This window comes from Mycolicibacterium chlorophenolicum, from assembly GCF_001044235.1.
Taxonomy (GTDB): Bacteria; Actinomycetota; Actinomycetes; order Mycobacteriales; family Mycobacteriaceae; genus Mycobacterium; species Mycobacterium chlorophenolicum.
Genome location: NZ_JYNL01000020.1, coordinates 598,346 through 617,270 on the forward strand (window position 1 = coordinate 598,346; position 18,925 = coordinate 617,270).

Genomic DNA, 18,925 nt, shown 5'->3' on the forward strand with positions numbered 1-18,925 from the left:
AAATCGGCGTCGGGGCCGGTGGCAATCCCCTGACGCCGCCCTGACGCCGCCCTCCCAACCGGCGCACACCGGGTACACAGCCGTTACCCTGGTCGCACGGACGCGCCAGGGCAGCGCCCGTTTCTTGCACCAGGGCAGGCTCACACACTCGGGAGGGACGAGCGATGCGATCGCGGCCGTGGCGGCTGGTCAGGACCACCGCTGCCCTCAGCCTTGCCACCGTGGCCCTGGGCGGCTGCGAGGCCCAGGTGTACGGCGCGCCGCCGAACCCGGACGGGCCGCAGCTCACCGTGGTCGCCCCGCTGGGCACCGCGGCGCCCCTGCCCGACCAGCCGCCCGACCAGCCGTCGGCCTCCTTCCTCGGCCTGGCCGACCGCGAACGCCAGGCCACCGCGGCGGCCGCCGACGAAGGGGCCGACATCACCGCGGCGGTGCTCGACCGCAACACCGGCGAACTCGTCACCAACGGTGACGTCCGCACCATCGCGATCGCGTCGGTGGTGAAGCTGTTCATCGCCGACGACCTGCTGCTGCAGGTCGCGAAGGGCCAGACGACGCTGTCGCCGGACGACCGCAAAATGCTCGACGTCATGCTGCGGTCCTCCGATGACAGTGCGGCCGAGGTCTTCTGGAACCGCAGCGGTGGCAGCGCGATCATCAACCGGGTGGTGGGCCGCTACGGCCTGACCGCGACCCGGCCGCCGAGCAACGGACGCTGGTTCAACACGATCAGCACCGTCACCGATCTGGTGCGGTACTACGACAAGCTGCTGGCGGGCACCGGCGGGCTGCCCGGCGAGCAGGCGAGCATCATCCTGTCGAATCTGGCGGCCTCCACGCCCACCGCACCCGACGGCATGGTGCCCGGCGGGGTGTACCCGCAGCGGTTCGGCATCCCCGAGGGCCTTCCCGGCGATCCGGTCGCGGTCAAGCAGGGCTGGATGTGCTGCGTCGGCTCCGACTGGATGCACTTGTCCACCGGCGTCGTCGGCCCCGATCGCCGCTATGTGATGGCGATTGCGTCGATGCAGCCCACCGACGCCGCCACCGCCCGCAAGACGATCACCGACGCTGTGCGCGCGATGTTCCCGGACGGGCGGATCTGATGGCAGTGCGCCCGACGGCCCGGCTGGCTGCCGCTCTGTGCGCGGCGCTGCTGATGGCGGGCTGCGACGCGCCGCCCTCCGAGCCGGCGCCGCCTCCCCCTCCCGTTCCGCAGTCGTCGGCCGTCGCCCCGCAGAGCAATGCGGTGCCACTGCCCGCCGCCCCGCCCGGTCCGCCCGGCCCGGGGTTCGCGGGCCTCGACGCCCGGGTGCGGCAGGCGACCGCGGACGCGGCGGACTCCGGGGCCGACATCAAGGCCGTGGTGATGGACCGCACCACCGGTCTGACCGTGTCCAACGGCGACAACCGGCCTTTCCCGATCGCCTCGGTGGTGAAGCTGTTCATCGCCGACGACCTGCTGCTGCAGGTGGCCCAGGGCACGACCCAACTGTCTCCGGCCGACCGCAGATCGCTGGAGGTGATGCTGCGGTCCTCCGATGACAGTGCGGCGCAGAACTTCTGGGACCGCAGCGGCGGCAACGCGATCATCAGCCGCGTGAAGGCGCGCTACGGGCTGACGGGCACGACGGCGCCCTACAACGGGCACTGGGACGTCACGCAGAGCACGGCAAGCGATCTGGTCCGCTACTACGACATGCTGCTCGACGGCAGCGGCGGACTGCCGCCCGAGCAGGCCGACGTGATCATCAGCAATCTGGCGCAGTCCACGCCGACGGGCACCGACGGGTATCCGCAGCGGTTCGGCATTCCCGACGGACTCTATGCCGAGCCGGTCGCGGTCAAGCAGGGCTGGTTCTGCTGCTGGAACGGCGGCAACCAGCTGCACGTGACCACGGGCGTGATCGGCGCCGATCACCGCTACGTGATGGCCGCCGGCTCGCTCGACCCCACCAGCGAAGCGGCCGCCCGTGAGGATCTGACCCAGTTCGTCAAGACGACGTTCCCCGGCGGGACGATCTAGGCGTCCGGGGGCAGCAGGTCGGGACGCCGCTCCCGGGTGCGCGCGAGACTCTGCTCGCGCCGCCAGGCCTCGATGCGGGCGTGGTCACCGGAGAGCAGAACCGGGGGCACGTCCAGGTCCCGCCACGTGGCGGGGCGGGTGTAGCTGGGCCCCTCCAGCAGTCCCCCGACCGACGCGGAGTGCGAATCGTCTTGGTGTGACGCGGGATTGCCGAGCACGTCGGGCAGCAGCCGCAGCACCGCCTCGATCATCACCACGGCTGCGGATTCGCCGCCGGGCAGCACATAGTCCCCGATCGAGACCTCCTCGACGCGCATCCGCCGCGCCGCGTCGTCGATAACGCGCTGGTCGATACCCTCGTACCGGCCGCAGGCGAAGACCAGATGCGCCTCGCCGGTCCAGCGCTGCGCGGCCGCCTGGGTGAAGAGCCGTCCCGCCGGCGTCGGTACCACGAGAAGGGTTTCCGGCGAACAGATCTCGTCGAGCGCCTCGCCCCACACCGGCGCCTTCATCACCATGCCCGGGCCACCGCCGTACGGCGAGTCGTCGACGGAGCGGTGCACGTCGTGGGTCCACCGGCGCAGGTCGTGCACGGCGAGCTCCACGATGCCCGTCTCGATCGCCTTGCCGGGCAACGACTGTCGCAGCGGATCGAGGAACTGCGGGAAGATCGAGACGACGTCTATACGCATGGCGGTGCGCCGCTCAGCCGTCCAGGTCCAGCAGACCCTCGGGCGGATCGATCACGATGGCGCCGTCGGCCAGCGACACCGAGACCACGATGGCGGACACGAACGGCACCAACACCTCCGCGCCGTCAGCACGCTTGATGGCCAGCAGTTCGCCTGCCGCGGTGTGCAGCACCTCGGCGACGGTCCCGATTCCCGCGCCGTCGACCGTGGAGACCTGCAGCCCCTCGAGCTGATGGTCGTAGTACTCGTCGGGATCCTCGATCGGCGGAAGCTCGGCGGCGTCGATGAGAAACAACGTGCCGCGCAGTCCGTCGGCGGTGTCGCGGTCGGCGACTCCCTGCAACCGCATCAGCAGCCTGCCGCCGTGGGCGCGCACCGACTCGACGACGAACTCACGTTCGGTTCCACCGCGCGACGGCCGGCCGCGCAACACCACACCGGGGGCGAACCGGCCCTCGGGGTCGTCGGTGCGTACGTCGACGGCGACCTCGCCGGTGACGCCGTGCGCCTTGACGACGCGACCGACCACCAGGTCCATCTACTGGTCGGTGTCCACCACGTCGACGCGGATACCGCGGCCGCCGATCCCCGCCACCAGGGTGCGCAGCGCGGTCGCGGTGCGGCCGCCCCGACCGATCACCTTGCCCAGGTCATCGGGATGGACGTGCACCTCGACCGTGCGGCCGCGGCGGTTGGTCACCATGTCGACGCGGACATCATCGGGATTGTCGACGATGCCGCGGACCAGATGCTCGACAGCGTCGACGACGACTGTGCTCACGGACGTCAGCTCTCAGTGGCGCCGGCGACGGTCGCGTCGGCACCTTCGGCAGCCGGCTCCGACGCGTCCTTGGCGCCCGACGGATCAGCCGTCGCCTCGACGTCGGTGGCCTCCTCGGCCTTCTTCGCTGCCGGGGCCTTCTTCTTCTTGGGCTGCGTGGCCTCGCCGGACGGACCGCCGTCGGCCTCGGCCAGCGCCGCGTTGAACAGGTCCAGCTTGGACGGCTTGGGCTCCTTGACCTTCAGCGTGCCCTCGGCACCCGGCAGGCCCTTGAACTTCTGCCAGTCACCGGTGATCTTGAGCAGCTGCAGCACGGGCTCGGTCGGCTGGGCGCCCACACCCAGCCAGTACTGGGCGCGCTCGGAGTCGATCTCGATGAGGCTCGGCTCTTCCTTCGGGTGGTACCGGCCGATGACCTCGATGGAGCGACCGTCGCGGCGGGTGCGCGAGTCGGCGACAGCGATGCGGTACTGGGGATTGCGGATCTTGCCCAGACGGGTCAGCTTGATCTTGACAGCCATGAACTACTACTCCTGTTGCGTTGCCACGCTGCAATTCGGCGATGCGGGCGGATTGCCCGATCCGGTTTTGCCTTACGTGTGTGACCGCCGCGGGGCCGGAGTCCCAGGGCAGACAGCCGCCCATTGTGCCAGAGCCCTGGCCGCGGACAGAAATCCGTGCGACGTTCTCACCATGGACGACGTGACGGCGCTGCTCGAGATCGAGTCACTCAAACAGCTCAAGGCCCGGTACTGCCGCCACCTCGACACCAAGGACTGGCCGGCCTGGCGGTCGCTGTTCGCCGACGACTTCCACAGCGACACCTCGCAGGCGGGCGGCAAGGTGATCGTCGGCGCCGACGACTTCGTCGCCTTCACCCGCGCCAGCCTGGGCGATCGCGCCACCGTGCACCAGGTGCACGCCCCCGAACTGGAGCTGACCTCGGCCACCACGGCGCGCGGCATCTGGGCGCTGGAGGACGTCGTGCGGCTGGCGCCGGGGATCAACCTGCGCGGGTACGGGCACTACCGCGAGACCTACGAGAAGGTCGACGGCCGCTGGGTGATCACCGCGTCCACGCTGACCCGGCTGCGCGAGGACGTCTTCAACCTCGCGGTCTCGGTGTACCTGTCCGACCGGGTCAAGAGGGTCGCCGCGGCGGTGGGCCGGCGGCTGGCGCGCTGACTTCGTCAGAGCAGCTTGTCGAAGCACTTCTCCTCGACCCGCTTGCTCATCCGCCACCCCTGTTCGGTGCGGACGAACTCGTCGACGTACCAGATGCCGACGAAATAGATCTGGGCCGCCTCGCCGCCCATCACCATCGGGTTGAAACAGATCGCGCGCGACGTCGCGGTGTCGCCGGAGATACGGATGTCGACGTTTCCGAGCATGTGGTAGTAGGCCGGGAAGTTGGGCAGCACGTCCTTCAGCCAGGCCTTGACCTCGGGGAACCGCCCTTCGATACCGCCGGTGACGCTGTAGTCGATGTAGGCGTCCGGGGTGAACACCGCGTCGAGGTCGTCGAAGCGCTTCTGGTCGATCGCGGTGGAGTAGTCGATCAGCAGCTGCTGGATCTCCAGCCGGTCGGAGATCTGCTCGAGGCTCAACATTCCTCGATTGAACACGATCGCTGGCCGCCGTTAGGCTCAGCCGTCATGACGAGGCTTCTCGCAGTGTGGGCGGCGACGCTGTGTCTGGTCGCGGGACCGGCCATGCCCCACGCCGCCGCGGTTCCCGTGTCCGGGATCAGCCAGCCCGCCGGCAGCGTTCCGATTCCCGAGGGTCCGGCCGAGGCGTGGATCCTGGCCGACATGGACACCGGCGCGGTGCTGGCGGGCCGCAACGAGAACGCGCGGTTCGCCCCGGCGAGCACCATCAAGGTGCTGCTGGCGCTGACCGTTCTCGACGAACTCCCCCTCGACGCCACGGTCGTGGCCAACGAGGCCGACACCCGGGTGGAGTGCAACTGCGCCGGCGTCACCCCGGGCATGACCTACACCGCCCGCCAGCTGCTCGAGGCGCTGCTGCTGGTGTCGGGCAACGACGCCGCCAACACGCTGGCCACGATGCTGGGCGGCCGGGAGGCCGCCGCCGCCAAGATGAACGCGAAGGCCGCCTCCGTGGGCGCGCTCGGCACGACCGCGGGATCGCCCTCGGGCATCGACGGGCCCGGCATCGACATCTGGTCCACCCCGCACGATCTGGCGGTGATCTTCCGGGCCGCGATGGCCAATCCGGTGTTCGCCCAGATCACCGCGCAACCCACGGCGGTGTTCCCGACCCGGGCCGGTGACGTCGTGCTGGTGAATCAGGACGAACTGCTGCACCGCTACCCCGGCACGTTCGGCGGCAAGACCGGATACACCGATCTCGCGCAGAAGACGTTCGTCGGCGGCGCCGAGCGCGGCGGCCGGCACCTGGTGGTGGCGCTGATGCACGGTCTGGTCCGAGAGGGCGGTCCGACGTACTGGGATCAGGCCGCCGCCCTGCTGGACTGGGGCTTCGCGCTGGGCCCCAACACCGGCGTCAGCGCGCTCTGAGCGATTTCGGCGTGCTCGTCGGCGCTCATCGACGGAAACCACGCCGAAATCGCTACCGGATGGAGACCTGATCGCGCGCGGGGCGAGTCCTCGCCCGACTAGCGTCGCGACCCGTGCGACGAGGATTCGCGGGGCTGACGCTCGCCCTGTGCGTGACGCTGGTCGCGCCCGTTCCGCTCTCCGCCGCGCAACCTGACGTCGAACCCGCTGCGGCACAAGCGCTTCCGCAAGGACCCGCGCAGGCCTGGCTGGTCGCCGACTTGGACACCGGCCGGGTGCTGGCCAGCCGCGACCCGTACGGCCGCTACGCCCCGGCCAGCACGATCAAGGTGCTGCTGGCGATGGTGGTGCTCGACCACCTCCGGCCGGACAACTTCGCCAGGGCCAACACCTCGCACACCGAGGTCGAATGTTCCTGTGTCGGTTTGCAGCCGGGGCAGGCCTACACCACCCAGCAGCTGCTCTCGGCGCTGCTGATGGTGTCGGGCAACGATGCCGCGAACATGCTCGCCGACATGCTCGGCGGCTCGGCGGTCGCGGTCGCCGCGATGAATCGCAAAGCGGCCCTCGTCGGCGCGCGGGCGACGAAGGCGTCGTCACCGTCCGGGCTGGACGGCCCCGGCTGGGAGTCGATCACCTCGCCGCACGACCTCGCGGTGATCCTGCGTGCGGCGCTGCAGTATCCGCTGATCGCCGCGATCATGCGTGCGCCGACGGCGCCGTTCCCGGGTAAGACCCTGCACAACCAGAACGAGCTGCTGACCCGCTATCCCGGGGATCTGGCCGGCAAGACCGGATACACCAATCTGGCGCGCAAGACCTATATCGGGGCCGCCCAGCGCGGCAGCCGACGGCTGGTGGTCGTGCAGATGTACGGCAGCGGCGACCTGTACGGCCAGGCCATCGACCTGTTCGACTGGGGCTTCCGCCAGCCCTGAGACGCACGGTCGCCGAACGTGCACACACGGTCGCGGATCGGCCGCAGCCACGATCATGGCGGCACACTCGCGGTCAGTAGACGACGCCGCGCAGGATGATGCGCGACGGTGCGGCGAGCACATCGGGTCCGGACCGGGGATCGTCGGCGTAGCACACCAGATCGGCCGACGCGCCGTGCTCGAGACCAGGGCGGCGCAGCCACTCGCGGGCGTCCCAGCAGGCCGCGCCCAGCGCCTCGGTCGGCGTCATGCCGATACCCTTGAGCGCCTCCACCTCGTCGGCGATGCGGCCGTGCGCGACGGTACTGCCGGCGTCGGAACCGGCATAGATCGGCACACCGGCCTCGCGGGCGGCGGCGATCCGGGGCCCGCAGCTCTGGTACAGGGCCCGCATGTGCTGCTGGTAGCGCGGATACTTCTCGGCGGCCGCGGCGATCCCGGGGAAGTTCTCGATGTTGATCAGCGTCGGTACCAGCGCGGTGCCGTACTCGACCATCAGGTCCACGGTGTCGTCGGTGAGCCCGGTGCCGTGTTCGATGCAGTCGATGCCGGCCCGGATCAGGCCCGGCAGCGCGTCCTCGCTGAACACGTGCGCGGTGACGCGCGCCCCGTTGGCGTGTGCCGCGTCGATCGCGGCCTCGAGCACGTCGTCGGACCACAGCGGCGCCAGATCCCCGAGGTCGCGGTCGATCCAGTCCCCCACCAGCTTGACCCAGCCGTCCCCCCAGCGGGCCTGCCGGGCGATCGCGTCGGGAAGCTGCCATTCGTCCTCGAGTTCGATCGCGAAGCCGCGCTGGTAGCGCTTGGGCCGGGCGAGGTGGCGGCCCGCCCGGATGATGCGCGGCATGTCGGCGCGATCGTCGAAACCGCGGGTGTCGGTCGGGGAGCCGGCGTCGCGCAGCAGCAGCGCACCGACGGCGCGCTCGGTCTCGGCCTGCGCGATGGTCTCGTCCATCGGGATCTCGCCGTGCTGGCCGAGGCCGACATGGCAGTGCGCGTCGACCAGGCCGGGCAGGATCCACCCGCCGTCCCACACGGTCTCGGCGCCCTGCGCGGGCTCGGCGCTGAGCCGGCCGTCGACCACCCACCACTCGACCGGTTCGCCGTCGGGCAGACCGCGACCGCGCACATGCAGCGGCGCCGCCATCAGTTCTTGGGGAACTTCAGCTTCGACAGATCGATGTCGGCCAGGCCCGGCGGCAGCTCGTCGAGGCCCTTGGGCATGTTCGACAGGTCGGGGAACCCGGGGGGCATCCCCGGCATCCCGGCGCCCAGCGGATTGCGGTTCTTCGGCGGCGTGGGACCTTTGCGCCCCTTCTTGCCCGCCTGCTTGTTCTTGCCCTTGGCCGCCTTACGAGAGTTCTTGCGGCCGAACGGCATTCCCATCTGACCGGCCATCTGCGACATCATCTTGCGGGCGTCGAAGAACCGGTCGACGAGCTGGTTGACCTCCGAGACGGTCACCCCGGAGCCGTTGGCGATGCGCAGCCGGCGGGAGGCGTTGATGATCTTCGGGTCGGCACGCTCGGCCGGCGTCATGCCGCGGATGATGGCCTGCACGCGATCGAGTTGGCTGTCGTCGACCGCGGCCAGGGCGTCCTTCATCTGGCCGGCGCCGGGCAGCATGCCGAGCAGGTTCCCGATCGGGCCCATCTTGCGGATCATCAGCATCTGCTCGAGGAAGTCCTCCAGCGTGAGCTCACCGCTACCGATCTTGGCGGCCGTCGCCTCGGCCTGTTCGGCGTCGAAATGCTGTTCGGCAGCCTCGATCAGACTGAGCACGTCGCCCATGCCGAGGATCCGGCTGGCCATCCGGTCGGGGTGGAAGACGTCGAAGTCCTCGAGCTTCTCACCGCTGGACGCGAACAGGATGGGCACGCCGGTGACTTCGCGCACCGACAGCGCGGCACCGCCGCGGGCGTCACCGTCGAGCTTGGTGAGCACGACCCCGGTGAAACCGACGCCCTCGCGGAACGCGTCGGCCGTGGTGACGGCGTCCTGACCGATCATCGCGTCGAGCACGAACAGGGTCTCGTCGGGCGAGACGGCGTCGCGGATCGCCGCGGCCTGGCTCATCAGTTCCTCGTCGATACCCAGCCGGCCGGCGGTGTCGACGATCACGACGTCGTAGTGCTTGGACTTCGCCTCGGCCAGGCCGGCAGCGGCCACCGCGACCGGATCGGCGGTGCCCTTGACCTCGTCGGCGCCCGGCGCGGTGCCCGGGTGCGGCGCGAAGACGTGCACACCGGCGCGCTCGCCGACGATCTGCAGCTGGTTGACCGCGCCGGGGCGTTGCAGGTCGCACGCCACCAGCAGCGGGGTGTGGCCCTGACCCTTCAGCCACTTCGCGAGCTTGCCGGCCAGCGTGGTCTTACCGGAGCCCTGCAGGCCGGCCAGCATGATGACCGTCGGAGGCGTGCGCGCGAACGCCAGCTGCCGCGTCTCGCCACCGAGGATGGTGATGAGTTCCTCGTTGACGATCTTGACGACCTGCTGGGCGGGGTTGAGCGCACCCGACACCTCGGCGCCCTTGGCGCGATCCTTGATGTGCGCGACGAACTGGCGCACCACGGGCAGGGAGACATCGGCTTCCAGCAGCGCCAACCGGATCTCGCGGGCGGTGGCATCGATGTCGGCATCGGTCAGCCGGCCCTTGCCTCGCAAGCCCGTCAGCGCACCGGTCAACCGGTCGGACAGGGATTCGAACACCTCGTCAGCCTAACGGTCCCGGTGGCGGGGAGAGAACCGCGCTGACCTCTGGTCGCATGCGACGGCCAGCCGATACCGTGAGGGCCACCCGACAATCCCGCGGAGGCTCCGTGACAGCGATCGACGTCCCTCTCACCACCTCGCGCCCGGACTCCGGGCCCTCCCGGGGTTCCACCACCCACATCAGCCAGTGCACGCTGTGCGAGGCCCACTGCGGCCTGCATGTCACGGTCACCGACGGGCAGGTCACCCGCATCGAGGGCAATCCCGACGACGTGCTGTCGCACGGCTACATCTGCCCCAAGGCCACCGCGATGGGCGGACTGCACCACGATCCCGACCGGGTGCGCACTCCGCTGCGCCGCGTCGGAGACCGCTTCGAGCCGATCGGCTGGGACGCGGCGTTCGCCGAGATCGGGCAGCGGCTGCGCGCGGTGCGCGCGAGGACCGGCACCAACTCGCTGGGCATGTACCTGGGCAACCCGGCGGCCCACAGCTCCGGGGCGGCCTACGGGTTCTTGCTGAGCCGGGCGCTGCGCACCCCGAACTTCTTCACCGCGTCGTCGATCGACCAGATGCCGCACGAGTTCGCGGCGTGGAAGGTGTTCGGATCCAACGCACTGATCCCTGTCACCGACATCGACCGCACCCAGCGGCTGGTGATTCTCGGGGCCAATCCCGCGGTCTCCAACGGATCGCTGTCGATCATGCCCGGCGCGAAGCGACGGATCCGGGCGATCCGGGAACGCGGTGGCACCGTCGTCGTCGTCGACCCACGCCGCACGGAGACCGCCCGCCTGGCCGACCAGCACGTCGCGGTCCGCCCCGGTGGAGACCTGTTCCTGCTGCTGGGCATGCTGCACGTCCTGCTCGCCGAAAAGCTCTGCGACACCCGCGCCATCGCCGCCCAGACGACCGGGATCGCCGAGCTCGCCGATCTCATCGCCGACGCCACCCCGGAGGCGATGGCCCCCCGCGCGGGAGTCTCCGCAGAGACCATCCGCACGCTGGCCCGCGAGCACGCCGCGGCCGAGTCCGCGGCGATCTACGCGCGGATCGGCATCTGCCAGCAGCCGACGGGCACACTGGTGAGCTGGCTGGTGATGGTCCTCAACACCGTCACGGGGAACCTGGACCGCGCGGGCGGCACCATGTTCACCACGCCCGTGGCCGATGTGCCGAGGCTCGCCAAACGGATACCGTTCCGGCCGGGCCGCTACACCGACCGGTCGGGCCGCTACGGGTCGTTCCGCTCGGAGCTGCCCGCCGTCGTCATGGCCGATGAGATCCTCAGCCCTGGCCCCGGCCAGATCCGGGCGATGATCACCTACGCCGGCAACCCGGTCTCGTCGATCCCCCAGCGCGGCCGGCTCGACGAGGCGCTGGCGTCGCTCGACCTGTACGTGGCGGTCGACATGTACGTCACGGAGACCACGCGGCACGCCGACTTCATCCTGCCGCCAGTGTCGCCGCTGGAGCGCGACGACGTCAGCCTGCTCACGCCGGTGTTCCAGGTGCGCAATACCGTTCGCTATCAACACCGTTCGTTCGACCCGCCGTCCAGCGGCCTCGAGGACTGGGAGATCCTGACGCGCTTGGCGCTCGAGTTGCTGCCGCGGCCGCTGCGATCACTGCCCGGCCCGCTGCGGTCGCGACTGGTCTCGGCGATCAACCCGTTGCGACTGGCGGCACTGGCCGTGGCCACCGGGCCGCACGGACGACTTCGCAAGGGCCGCAACGGCATCACCATGCGGCAGATCCGCAGCAGCCCGGGCGGTGTCGATCTCGGTCCGCTGCGCCCTCGGCTACGCGAGGTGATCGCCACCGAGGACCGGCGGGTCCATCTGGCGCCCACCGAGTTCGTCGCCGCTGCCCGCGCGCACCTGCGCGACGCGGACCGCGGGGTGTCCGACGGCTACGATCTGCAGTTGATCGGCCGACGGCAGCTCAGGAGCAACAACTCGTGGCTGCACAACGTCCCGTCGATGACGGGCGGAAGCAACCGGTGCACGGCCCTGATGCACCCGGACGACGCGGCGTCGCGCGGTCTGGTCGACGGCGACACCGTGTGCGTCTCCTCCGCTGTCGGCAGCATCGAGGTGCCACTGGACATCACCACGGACATCCGCCCCGGAACCATTGCGATACCGCATGGTTGGGGCCATCGCGACACCGGGTGGCGCCACGCACGCACCTTGGCCGGCGCCAACGTCAACGCCTTGCACGACCCGGATCTCGTCGACGCGTTCACCGGCACCGCGGCCGTCAACGGCACGTGGGTGTCGGTCACCCCCGCCGGCTAGCTGGCTTCTTCGACCGGCGCCGGGGGTGCGGGCAGCACCGCGAACAGGTCCCGTTCCAGGGTCTGCCGGATCGCGCCGTCCCCGCCGGCGGGCAGCACGATGCCGAAGGCGTCGACGACCGAGGATCCCAGCGTGGTGACCTTCGCCCAGGCGATATCCGCACCGGCACGCTCGAACACCGCGGTCAACATCGTCAGCAGGCCGGTCCGATCGGTGGTGCGGACCTCGACCACCGCGCGGCCGGGGGCGTCGCCGTCGTGCCACAGCACCCGTGGAGGCGCCGCGGGGGCGTGGATCGGGACCGCGGCCCGCACCTCGCCGGCGCGCCCCGCCGGCGCGGCGTCGGCACCCTTCTTCTCCAGCGTGCCGACCACGTCCAGGTCCCCGTCGAGGGCCAGGATCAGTTGCTGGCGCAGCAGTTCGGCCGCCGGCGGCGTCCCGAAGTGCGGCGACACCACGAAGGTGTTGATCGCTGCACCCTCGTGACCGTTGACCGACGCCGAGTGCACCCGCAGCGAATTGAGCGCGAGCACTCCGGCCGCCTTGGACAGCAGCCCGCGGCGATCCGGCGCGATCATCGTGACGTGGTAGATGTGCGGGCTGTCGGCCGGGGTCAGCTCGACGTGCACGCCGGGCTCGGCGGCCAGCGAGATGAACCGTGGCTCAACGGGATCCGGCTGCGGGAGCGGCTCCCCCGCCATCACCAGCCGGCAGCGCCTGACCAGGTCGCCGATCAGCGAGGCCTTCCAGTCTCCCCACACCCCGGGCCCGGTGGCCAGCGAGTCGGCCTCCGCCAGCACGTGCAGCAGTTCGAGCACCACCAGGTCACCGCCGAGGGCCTCGACGACGCCGGCGATCGTCGCCGGATCCTGCAGGTCGCGCCGGGTCGCGGTGTGCGGGAGCAGCAGGTGGTGACGCACCACCGTGGCCAGGATCGTGATGTCGGACGGCCACAGGCCCAGCCTGCTGCCGATCTGGTGGGCCAGTTCGGCGCCGATCACGCTGTGGTCCCCGCCGCGGCCCTTGCCGATGTCGTGCACCAGCGCGCCGAGCACCAGCAGATCGGGACGCGACACCCGGGTCGTGAATGCGCTTGCGCGGGAGACGGTTTCGACGAGGTGACGATCCACGGTCCAGATGTGGACGACATCGCGCGGCGGCAGGTCCCGGACGGCGCCCCACTCCGGGAACAACCGGCCCCACAGCCCGGTGCGGTCCAGGGCCTCGATGGTGCCGACGGCCGACGGCCCCGCGGCGAGCATCACCAGGAGATCCTTCAGCGCCTGACGCGGCCACGGGGTGCGCAGTTCGGGGGCGGTCTCGACCAGCCGGCTCAGCGTGGATGCGGCCATCGGCAGCCCGGTGGTCGCCGATGCGGCCGCCACCCGCAGGATCAGCCCGGGATCCCGCTCGGGCCGGGCGTCACGGGCCAGGATGACCTCGCCGTTGAACTCGATGACCCCTTCGTCGAGGGGGCGGCGCACCGGTCTGCGTAGCGCGGCGAGCCCGCGGCGCGGCAGCGCGTTGCCCGCGGTCCGGATGCCGGCGTCGACGTAGTAGCTGACGGTCCGTGCTGCGTCGGAGAGCATGCGGGCCAGATCGAACCGGTCCCCGATCCGCAGCGACGCCCCGATCTCGTCGGCGTGCTGAGCGAGCAGCAGCTCCCGGCCGCGGCCGGCGACCCGGTGCAATTCGGTGCGCACGTTGAGAAGTGCGAGATGCGCTTCGCCCAGCGTCTCGGTGGGCGAAGCCAGGGACCGGCTCGGGTACACGTCGGCCAGCTGCGCGATCGCCAGCGCGTTGAGCAGCTGCACGTCGCGCAGGCCGCCGCGGCCGCATTTGAGATCCGGTTCGGCGCGGTGCGCGATCTGTCCGCTGCGCTGCCACCGGGCGCGGGTGTGCTCGACGAGTTCGTCGAACCGCGAGGCGATTCCGGTGCGCCACTGCCTGCGCGCCCCGCCGATCAGCAGCGAGGACAGATCGGCGTCCCCGGCGATGTGGCGGGCCTCGAGCATCGCCAGGCCGGCGGAGATGTCCTCGCCGGCCACGCGCAGCGCCTCGGGTACCGTGCGCACGCTGTGGTCGAGTCGAATGTTGGCGTCCCACAACGGATACCACAGCAGTTCGGCGACCTCACCGACGATGTCGTCCGGCATGTTGTCGTGCAGCAGCATCAGATCGAGGTCGGAGTACGGCAGCACCTCGCCGCGGCCGAGGCCACCGGTGGCCACGATGGCGAACCCACTGGTCGCCGTGATGCCGATGTCGGTCGCCTTGGTGGTGAGCCAGAAGTCGTAGAGGTCGAGCAGCGCATCACGCAGCGCGGCCGAGTCCAGGCGGGCCCCGCCGGACCGCAGCTGCTCGACGGCAGCGGTGAGATCCGTTGCGGGGCGGGAAGAGCCCGCCGCCGGACGCTCCCATCGGGGAGCGCCGGCGGCGGATCGGGGTTTGCGTTCGCTCACGAGTTGTCCTCCCGGCACTTGACGATCCAGCGCTCACACGGCCCGAGTGCCGGGAGACGACTCTGCTTCTAGACGGCGCCGGTCAAAGGGCGTCGGCTCCGCGCTCACCGGTGCGCACCCGGACCACGGTCTCGACGGGGCTGACCCACACCTTGCCGTCACCGATCTTGCCGGTGCGGGCGGCCTGGACGATGACATCGACGACCTTGTCGACGGCGGCATCGTCGACGACGACCTCGACACGGACCTTCGGCACGAAATCCACCGAGTATTCCGCGCCGCGGTACACCTCGGTGTGTCCCTTCTGACGACCGTAACCCTGAACCTCGCTGACGGTCATCCCGAGGATGCCCGTCTGCTCCAGTCCGGTCTTGACGTCTTCGAGCGTGAACGGCTTGACGATCGCAGTAATCAGCTTCATATCCCTTATCCCTCCACGCCGGGGTGACGACCGAGTGCCGAGCCCGCGCCGACCGAGGCGAAGTCGTAGGCGGTTTCCGCGTGCTCCGATTCATCAGCGCCGGTGGATTCATCCTCCTCGTTGAGCCGCAGTCCGACGGTGTACTTCACTATCAAGGCCAAGATAGCTGTACCGATGGCCGAGTAGAGCAGAACCGCGCCCGCACCGACGGCCTGGCGCCACAACTGGTCGACCCCGCCGCCGTAGAACAGGCCGGCCACACCCGCGCCGGTCTCCGGTGCTGCCACCAGACCGACGAGCAGCGTGCCGACGATGCCGCCGACCAGGTGCACACCGACCACGTCGAGCGAGTCGTCGTATCCCAGTTTGTATTTCAGGCCGACCGCCAGGGCGCACAGGGCACCCGCGACGACGCCGATCACGAGCGCGCCGACCACGTTCACCGACGAGCACGACGGGGTGATCGCGACCAGGCCGGCCACGATGCCCGAGGCGGCACCCAGCGAAGTGGCCTTGCCGTCACGGAACCGCTCGGTGAGCAGCCACGCCAGCATCGCCGCAGCGGTCGCCACCGTGGTGGTGACGAACGTCGAACCGGCCAGCCCGCCCGACGAGGTCGCCGACCCGGCGTTGAAGCCGTACCAGCCGAACCACAGCAGGCCGGCGCCGAGCATCACGAACGGCAGGTTGTGCGGCCGCATCGGCGTGCCCGGCCAGCCGCGGCGCTTGCCGAGGATGATCGCGAGCACTAGGCCCGCGGTACCGGCGTTGATGTGCACGGCGGTGCCACCGGCGAAGTCGACCGCGGCGAGCTTGTTGGCGATCCAGCCGCCGGTCTCGGCGGTCACGCCGTCGAACGAGAACACCCAGTGCGCGACCGGGAAGTACACGACGGTCACCCACAGCGCGGTGAACAGCAGCCAGCCGCCGAACTTGATGCGGTCGGCGACCGCACCGGAGATCAGCGCGACGGTGATGATCGCGAACATCAGCTGGAACGCCACGAAGACCGTCGCCGGCAGCGTGCCGACCAGCGGGATGTTGACGGCGTCGACGGCCTCGACTCCCGCCGCCGGATCGGCGACGACCGCGGCCGCGGCGTTGCCGCCGATCAGACCCTTGAGACCGAAGAACTGGGTCGGGTCACCGAACAGATTGTTGACGTCGTTGCCGAAGGCCAGCGAGTAGCCGTAAAGCACCCACAGCACGGTGACGACACCCATGGCCGAGATGCTCATCATGATCATGTTGAGCACGCTCTTGGCCCGCACCATGCCGCCGTAGAAAAACGCCAGGCCGGGTGTCATCAGCAACACCAGCGCGGCGCTTGCCAGCATCCACGCGGTATCACCGGTGTCCGGTATACCCATCGTCGGGAATTGGTCCACTCGCAGATTCCTCCTTCGACATGCCACAGCCGCGCCGGTGACGACCGTTGACCTGGGCATGACAATGCGCAGTGGTTGTTTCGCCGATGACGCACTGGTGTTTCGCTCGTGTGAACGGATCACCCGGTGACGTTTCGCTGCTGTTACATCATGGGATTCGCAGCGAACAGGAGGCGGCGCGGGACGCTAGCCGAGCAACGCGTCGACGAACGCCGCGGGCTCGAACGGCGCGAGATCGTCGGGTCCCTCGCCGAGGCCGACGAGCTTCACGGGCACCCCGAGTTCCTGCTGGACGCGGAACACGATGCCGCCCTTGGCGGTGCCGTCGAGCTTGGTCAGCACGACCCCGGTGATGTCGACGACCTCGGCGAAAACCCGGGCCTGCGGGAGGCTGTTCTGACCGATGGTGGCGTCGAGCACGAGCAGTACCTCGTCGACGGCCGCCCGTTTGCTCACCACCCGCTTGACCTTGCCGAGCTCGTCCATCAGGCCGGTCTTGGTGTGCAGCCGGCCCGCGGTGTCGATCACGACGACGTCGGCCCCGGAGGCGACGCCGGTGTCGACGGCGTCGAAGGCCACCGAGGCGGGATCGGCGCCCTCGGCGCCGCGCACCACCTGGGCGCCGACGCGCGACGCCCAGGTCTGCAGCTGATCGGCGGCCGCGGCCCGGAAGGTGTCGGCGGCGCCGAGGACGACGCGGCGGCCGTCGGCGACCAGGACGCGGGCCAGCTTGCCGACCGTCGTGGTCTTGCCGGTGCCGTTGACGCCGACGACGAGCAGCACCGAGGGCTTGTCCTCGTGCGGGAGCGCCTTGATCGAGCGGTCCAGGTCGGTCTGCAACTCGGCGATCAACACGTCACGCAGCACGGCGCGGGCGTCGGCCTCGGTGCGCACCGTGCTGCTGGCCATCCGGACGCGCAGCGCGGCGACCACCGACTCCGTCACGACCGGGCCGAGGTCGGCGATCAGCAGGGTGTCCTCGATCTCCTCCCAGGACTCCTCGTCGAGATCGCCGCCGCCGAGCAGGCCCAGCATGCTGCGGCCCAGCGTGTTCTGCGATTTCGCCAGGCGGCCCCGCAGCCGGTCGAGCCGGCCCTCGGTGGGCGCGATGGCGTCGATGTCGGGCGCTGCCGGCGCTGCCGGCGGCTCCGGGGCCGGCGGGGCTTCGGGCGCTGCGGGGGCTTCAGGTGCTGCGGGGGCTTCGGGCGCCGCGGGGGCCTGCACGTCCGGCGGCGCAGGTTTGTCGACCGTCGGTGTGGGAAGGGTGTCGGGCAGCCTGACGTCGGCGATGGGACGCTTCGGAGCGTCGCGCGGGATGGTGGCATCATCGCCGACGGCGGGCAATCCGGTGGTGTCGATGCGCTCGGGCGTCTTCGGCGGGCGCGGCGGCGCCGCCGGGGGTGCCTGGGTGGGCGCCGACGCCGAGAACGTGATGCCTGACGAGGCCTTGTACCCGCCGGACCGATCGACAGGAGTGGCAGTGTCTGGAGCCGACAGGCTGATGCGGCGCCGGCGGTACCGCACCAGCCCGACGACGAGTGCAACGACCAGCAGGACGGCGATGACCGCGATGGCGATCCAGAGACCCTCACTCACCCGGCCATTGTCTCAGGGGCCTCTAGCGAGTCACAGCCGGTGAGCTTCGACCCCGGCTCGGCCCTGCAGCACCGCAAGCGGCGCCACATCGACGTGTGCCTGACCGAGGCCGTCGACTATCAGACGGTGACCACCGGTTTCGAGCGCTACCGGCTCCCCTACAACGCGCTCACCCAGACCGATCTGCGGCGCATCGATCTGAGTACCGAGTTCCTCGGCAGCACGCTGCGGGCGCCGGTGCTGATCGGCGCGATGACCGGCGGTGCGCAGCTGTCGGGGATCATCAACCGGAACCTGGCCGCCGCGGCCCAGCAACTGGGTCTGGGGATGATGCTGGGCTCGCAGCGCGTGATGATCGACGACGACGCCGCCGCGGCGAGCTTCGCGGTCCGCGAGATCGCCCCCGATGTCCTGGTCATCGGCAACATCGGGCTGGCGCAGGTGTCGCCGGCGATCGTGCCCGGGCTCGCCACCGCGCTGGGCCGCGTCGGCGCGGACGCGGTGGCGGTGCACACCAATCCGCTCCAGGAGGCGATGCAACATCGCGGGGACACCGATTTCTCCGGCTCGCTGCACCGGCTGTCCGAATTGGTCGACGCGCTCGGATATCCGGTGATGCTCAAGGAGGTCGGCCACGGTATCGGCGCGGTGGCGGCCGCCGAGCTGGTCGGCTGCCCGGTCGCGGCGGTGGACGTGGCGGGCGCGGGCGGCACGTCGTGGGCGCGGATCGAGCAGTTCGTGCGCTACGGCGAGGTGCGCCACCCCGCGCTGGCCGAATGGGGCATCCCGACCGCGCAGGCGCTGACCGAGGTGCGCGCGATCCTGCCGGACATGCCGCTGGTGGCCTCGGGCGGCATCCGCACCGGGATGGACGCCGCGAAAGCCCTGGCGATGGGCGCGCAGGTGGTCGCGATCGCCCGGCCGCTGCTGGCGCCGGCCATCGAATCCGTTGCCGCCGTGGTGGATTGGCTGGAAGTGTTCCTCGAAGAGTTGGTCATCTGCCTGCACGGGTGCGGTGCGCAGGACCTCGACGCGCTGCGCGCAGGCGGCGTCGTCGCCACCACCTGAC

18 protein-coding genes are annotated in these 18,925 nt (G+C 70.4%); 7 read left to right on the forward strand and 11 right to left on the reverse strand.

Features of this window, described 5'->3' with window-relative positions:
* The first annotated feature begins 164 nt into the window (after positions 1–164).
* Together MCHLDSM_RS10980 and MCHLDSM_RS10985 are read left to right on the forward strand one after the other, a co-directional pair.
* Positions 165–1,106: a serine hydrolase gene (locus tag MCHLDSM_RS10980; protein WP_048470068.1), complete on the forward strand. Its 942-nt coding sequence runs from the start codon at positions 165–167 to the stop codon at positions 1,104–1,106.
* Positions 1,106–2,026 (forward strand): serine hydrolase, encoded by a 921-nt coding sequence (locus MCHLDSM_RS10985; protein WP_048470069.1) that lies wholly within the window; start codon positions 1,106–1,108, stop codon positions 2,024–2,026. Before MCHLDSM_RS10980 ends, MCHLDSM_RS10985 begins: the two co-directional genes overlap by 1 nt.
* Here MCHLDSM_RS10985 and trmD read toward each other — a convergent pair.
* From trmD to rpsP, 4 genes are read right to left on the reverse strand one after another with little or no spacing between them, the layout of a single operon-like run.
* The gene (gene trmD / locus MCHLDSM_RS10990) at positions 2,023–2,718 is read right to left on the reverse strand and encodes a tRNA (guanosine(37)-N1)-methyltransferase TrmD (protein WP_048470070.1); all 696 of its coding nucleotides are present in this window, start codon (positions 2,716–2,718) and stop codon (positions 2,023–2,025) included. The genes MCHLDSM_RS10985 and trmD overlap by 4 nt on opposite strands.
* A 13-nt stretch (positions 2,719–2,731) precedes the next feature.
* The gene (gene rimM, locus MCHLDSM_RS10995) at positions 2,732–3,256 is read right to left on the reverse strand and encodes a ribosome maturation factor RimM (protein WP_048470071.1); all 525 of its coding nucleotides are present in this window, start codon (positions 3,254–3,256) and stop codon (positions 2,732–2,734) included.
* Positions 3,257–3,499 (reverse strand): RNA-binding protein, encoded by a 243-nt coding sequence (locus MCHLDSM_RS11000; protein WP_029114920.1) that lies wholly within the window; start codon positions 3,497–3,499, stop codon positions 3,257–3,259. It lies immediately after the preceding gene.
* 5 nt (positions 3,500–3,504) lie between these two features.
* Entirely contained in the window at positions 3,505–4,020 is a 516-nt protein-coding gene (gene rpsP, locus MCHLDSM_RS11005) for a 30S ribosomal protein S16 (RefSeq protein ID WP_048470072.1), read from the reverse strand.
* Between the two features lie 172 nt (positions 4,021–4,192).
* Between rpsP and MCHLDSM_RS11010 the strand changes: the two genes are divergently transcribed.
* Entirely contained in the window at positions 4,193–4,684 is a 492-nt protein-coding gene (locus MCHLDSM_RS11010; RefSeq protein ID WP_048470073.1) for a nuclear transport factor 2 family protein, read from the forward strand.
* A 5-nt stretch (positions 4,685–4,689) separates the two neighbouring features.
* On the opposite strand, the gene MCHLDSM_RS11015 is transcribed toward MCHLDSM_RS11010, so the two are convergent.
* Positions 4,690–5,109 carry a nuclear transport factor 2 family protein gene (locus MCHLDSM_RS11015; RefSeq protein ID WP_048470074.1) on the reverse strand — a complete coding sequence of 140 codons (420 nt, stop codon included), beginning with the start codon at positions 5,107–5,109 and terminating at the stop codon, positions 4,690–4,692.
* Between the two features lie 45 nt (positions 5,110–5,154).
* Between MCHLDSM_RS11015 and MCHLDSM_RS11020 the strand changes: the two genes are divergently transcribed.
* Positions 5,155–6,039, forward strand: coding sequence for a D-alanyl-D-alanine carboxypeptidase family protein (locus MCHLDSM_RS11020; RefSeq protein ID WP_048470075.1), 885 nt, complete (start codon positions 5,155–5,157; stop codon positions 6,037–6,039).
* 113 nt (positions 6,040–6,152) lie between these two features.
* Positions 6,153–6,977: a D-alanyl-D-alanine carboxypeptidase family protein gene (locus MCHLDSM_RS11025; protein WP_048470076.1), complete on the forward strand. Its 825-nt coding sequence runs from the start codon at positions 6,153–6,155 to the stop codon at positions 6,975–6,977.
* 73 nt (positions 6,978–7,050) lie between these two features.
* On the opposite strand, the gene MCHLDSM_RS11030 is transcribed toward MCHLDSM_RS11025, so the two are convergent.
* Both MCHLDSM_RS11030 and ffh read right to left on the reverse strand, forming a co-directional pair.
* Positions 7,051–8,124: a metal-dependent hydrolase family protein gene (locus MCHLDSM_RS11030; protein WP_048470077.1), complete on the reverse strand. Its 1,074-nt coding sequence runs from the start codon at positions 8,122–8,124 to the stop codon at positions 7,051–7,053.
* Positions 8,124–9,686 carry a signal recognition particle protein gene (gene ffh, locus MCHLDSM_RS11035; RefSeq protein ID WP_048470078.1) on the reverse strand — a complete coding sequence of 521 codons (1,563 nt, stop codon included), beginning with the start codon at positions 9,684–9,686 and terminating at the stop codon, positions 8,124–8,126. Before ffh ends, MCHLDSM_RS11030 begins: the two co-directional genes overlap by 1 nt.
* 110 nt (positions 9,687–9,796) lie before the next feature.
* Here ffh and MCHLDSM_RS11040 point away from each other — a divergent pair, with 110 nt between their 5' ends.
* Positions 9,797–11,989: a molybdopterin-dependent oxidoreductase gene (locus MCHLDSM_RS11040; RefSeq protein WP_234713948.1), complete on the forward strand. Its 2,193-nt coding sequence runs from the start codon at positions 9,797–9,799 to the stop codon at positions 11,987–11,989.
* On the opposite strand, the gene MCHLDSM_RS11045 is transcribed toward MCHLDSM_RS11040, so the two are convergent.
* The 4 genes from MCHLDSM_RS11045 to ftsY form a co-directional block, all read right to left on the reverse strand.
* Positions 11,986–14,451 carry a [protein-PII] uridylyltransferase gene (locus MCHLDSM_RS11045; protein WP_048470079.1) on the reverse strand — a complete coding sequence of 822 codons (2,466 nt, stop codon included), beginning with the start codon at positions 14,449–14,451 and terminating at the stop codon, positions 11,986–11,988. The two genes, MCHLDSM_RS11040 and MCHLDSM_RS11045, sit on opposite strands and share 4 nt — an antisense overlap.
* An 82-nt stretch (positions 14,452–14,533) precedes the next feature.
* On the reverse strand, positions 14,534–14,872 hold the full coding sequence (locus MCHLDSM_RS11050; RefSeq protein ID WP_011779408.1) for a P-II family nitrogen regulator: 339 nt from the start codon (positions 14,870–14,872) through the stop codon (positions 14,534–14,536).
* Between the two features lie 5 nt (positions 14,873–14,877).
* Entirely contained in the window at positions 14,878–16,242 is a 1,365-nt protein-coding gene (locus MCHLDSM_RS11055; protein WP_048470080.1) for an ammonium transporter, read from the reverse strand.
* Positions 16,243–16,446: 204 nt separating this feature from the next.
* On the reverse strand, positions 16,447–17,856 hold the full coding sequence (gene ftsY, locus MCHLDSM_RS11060) for a signal recognition particle-docking protein FtsY (protein WP_048470081.1): 1,410 nt from the start codon (positions 17,854–17,856) through the stop codon (positions 16,447–16,449).
* Positions 17,857–17,895: 39 nt separating this feature from the next.
* On the opposite strand from ftsY, the gene fni reads away from it, so the two are divergent.
* Positions 17,896–18,924, forward strand: coding sequence for a type 2 isopentenyl-diphosphate Delta-isomerase (fni, locus tag MCHLDSM_RS11065; RefSeq protein ID WP_048470082.1), 1,029 nt, complete (start codon positions 17,896–17,898; stop codon positions 18,922–18,924).
* Position 18,925 lies beyond the last annotated feature (1 nt).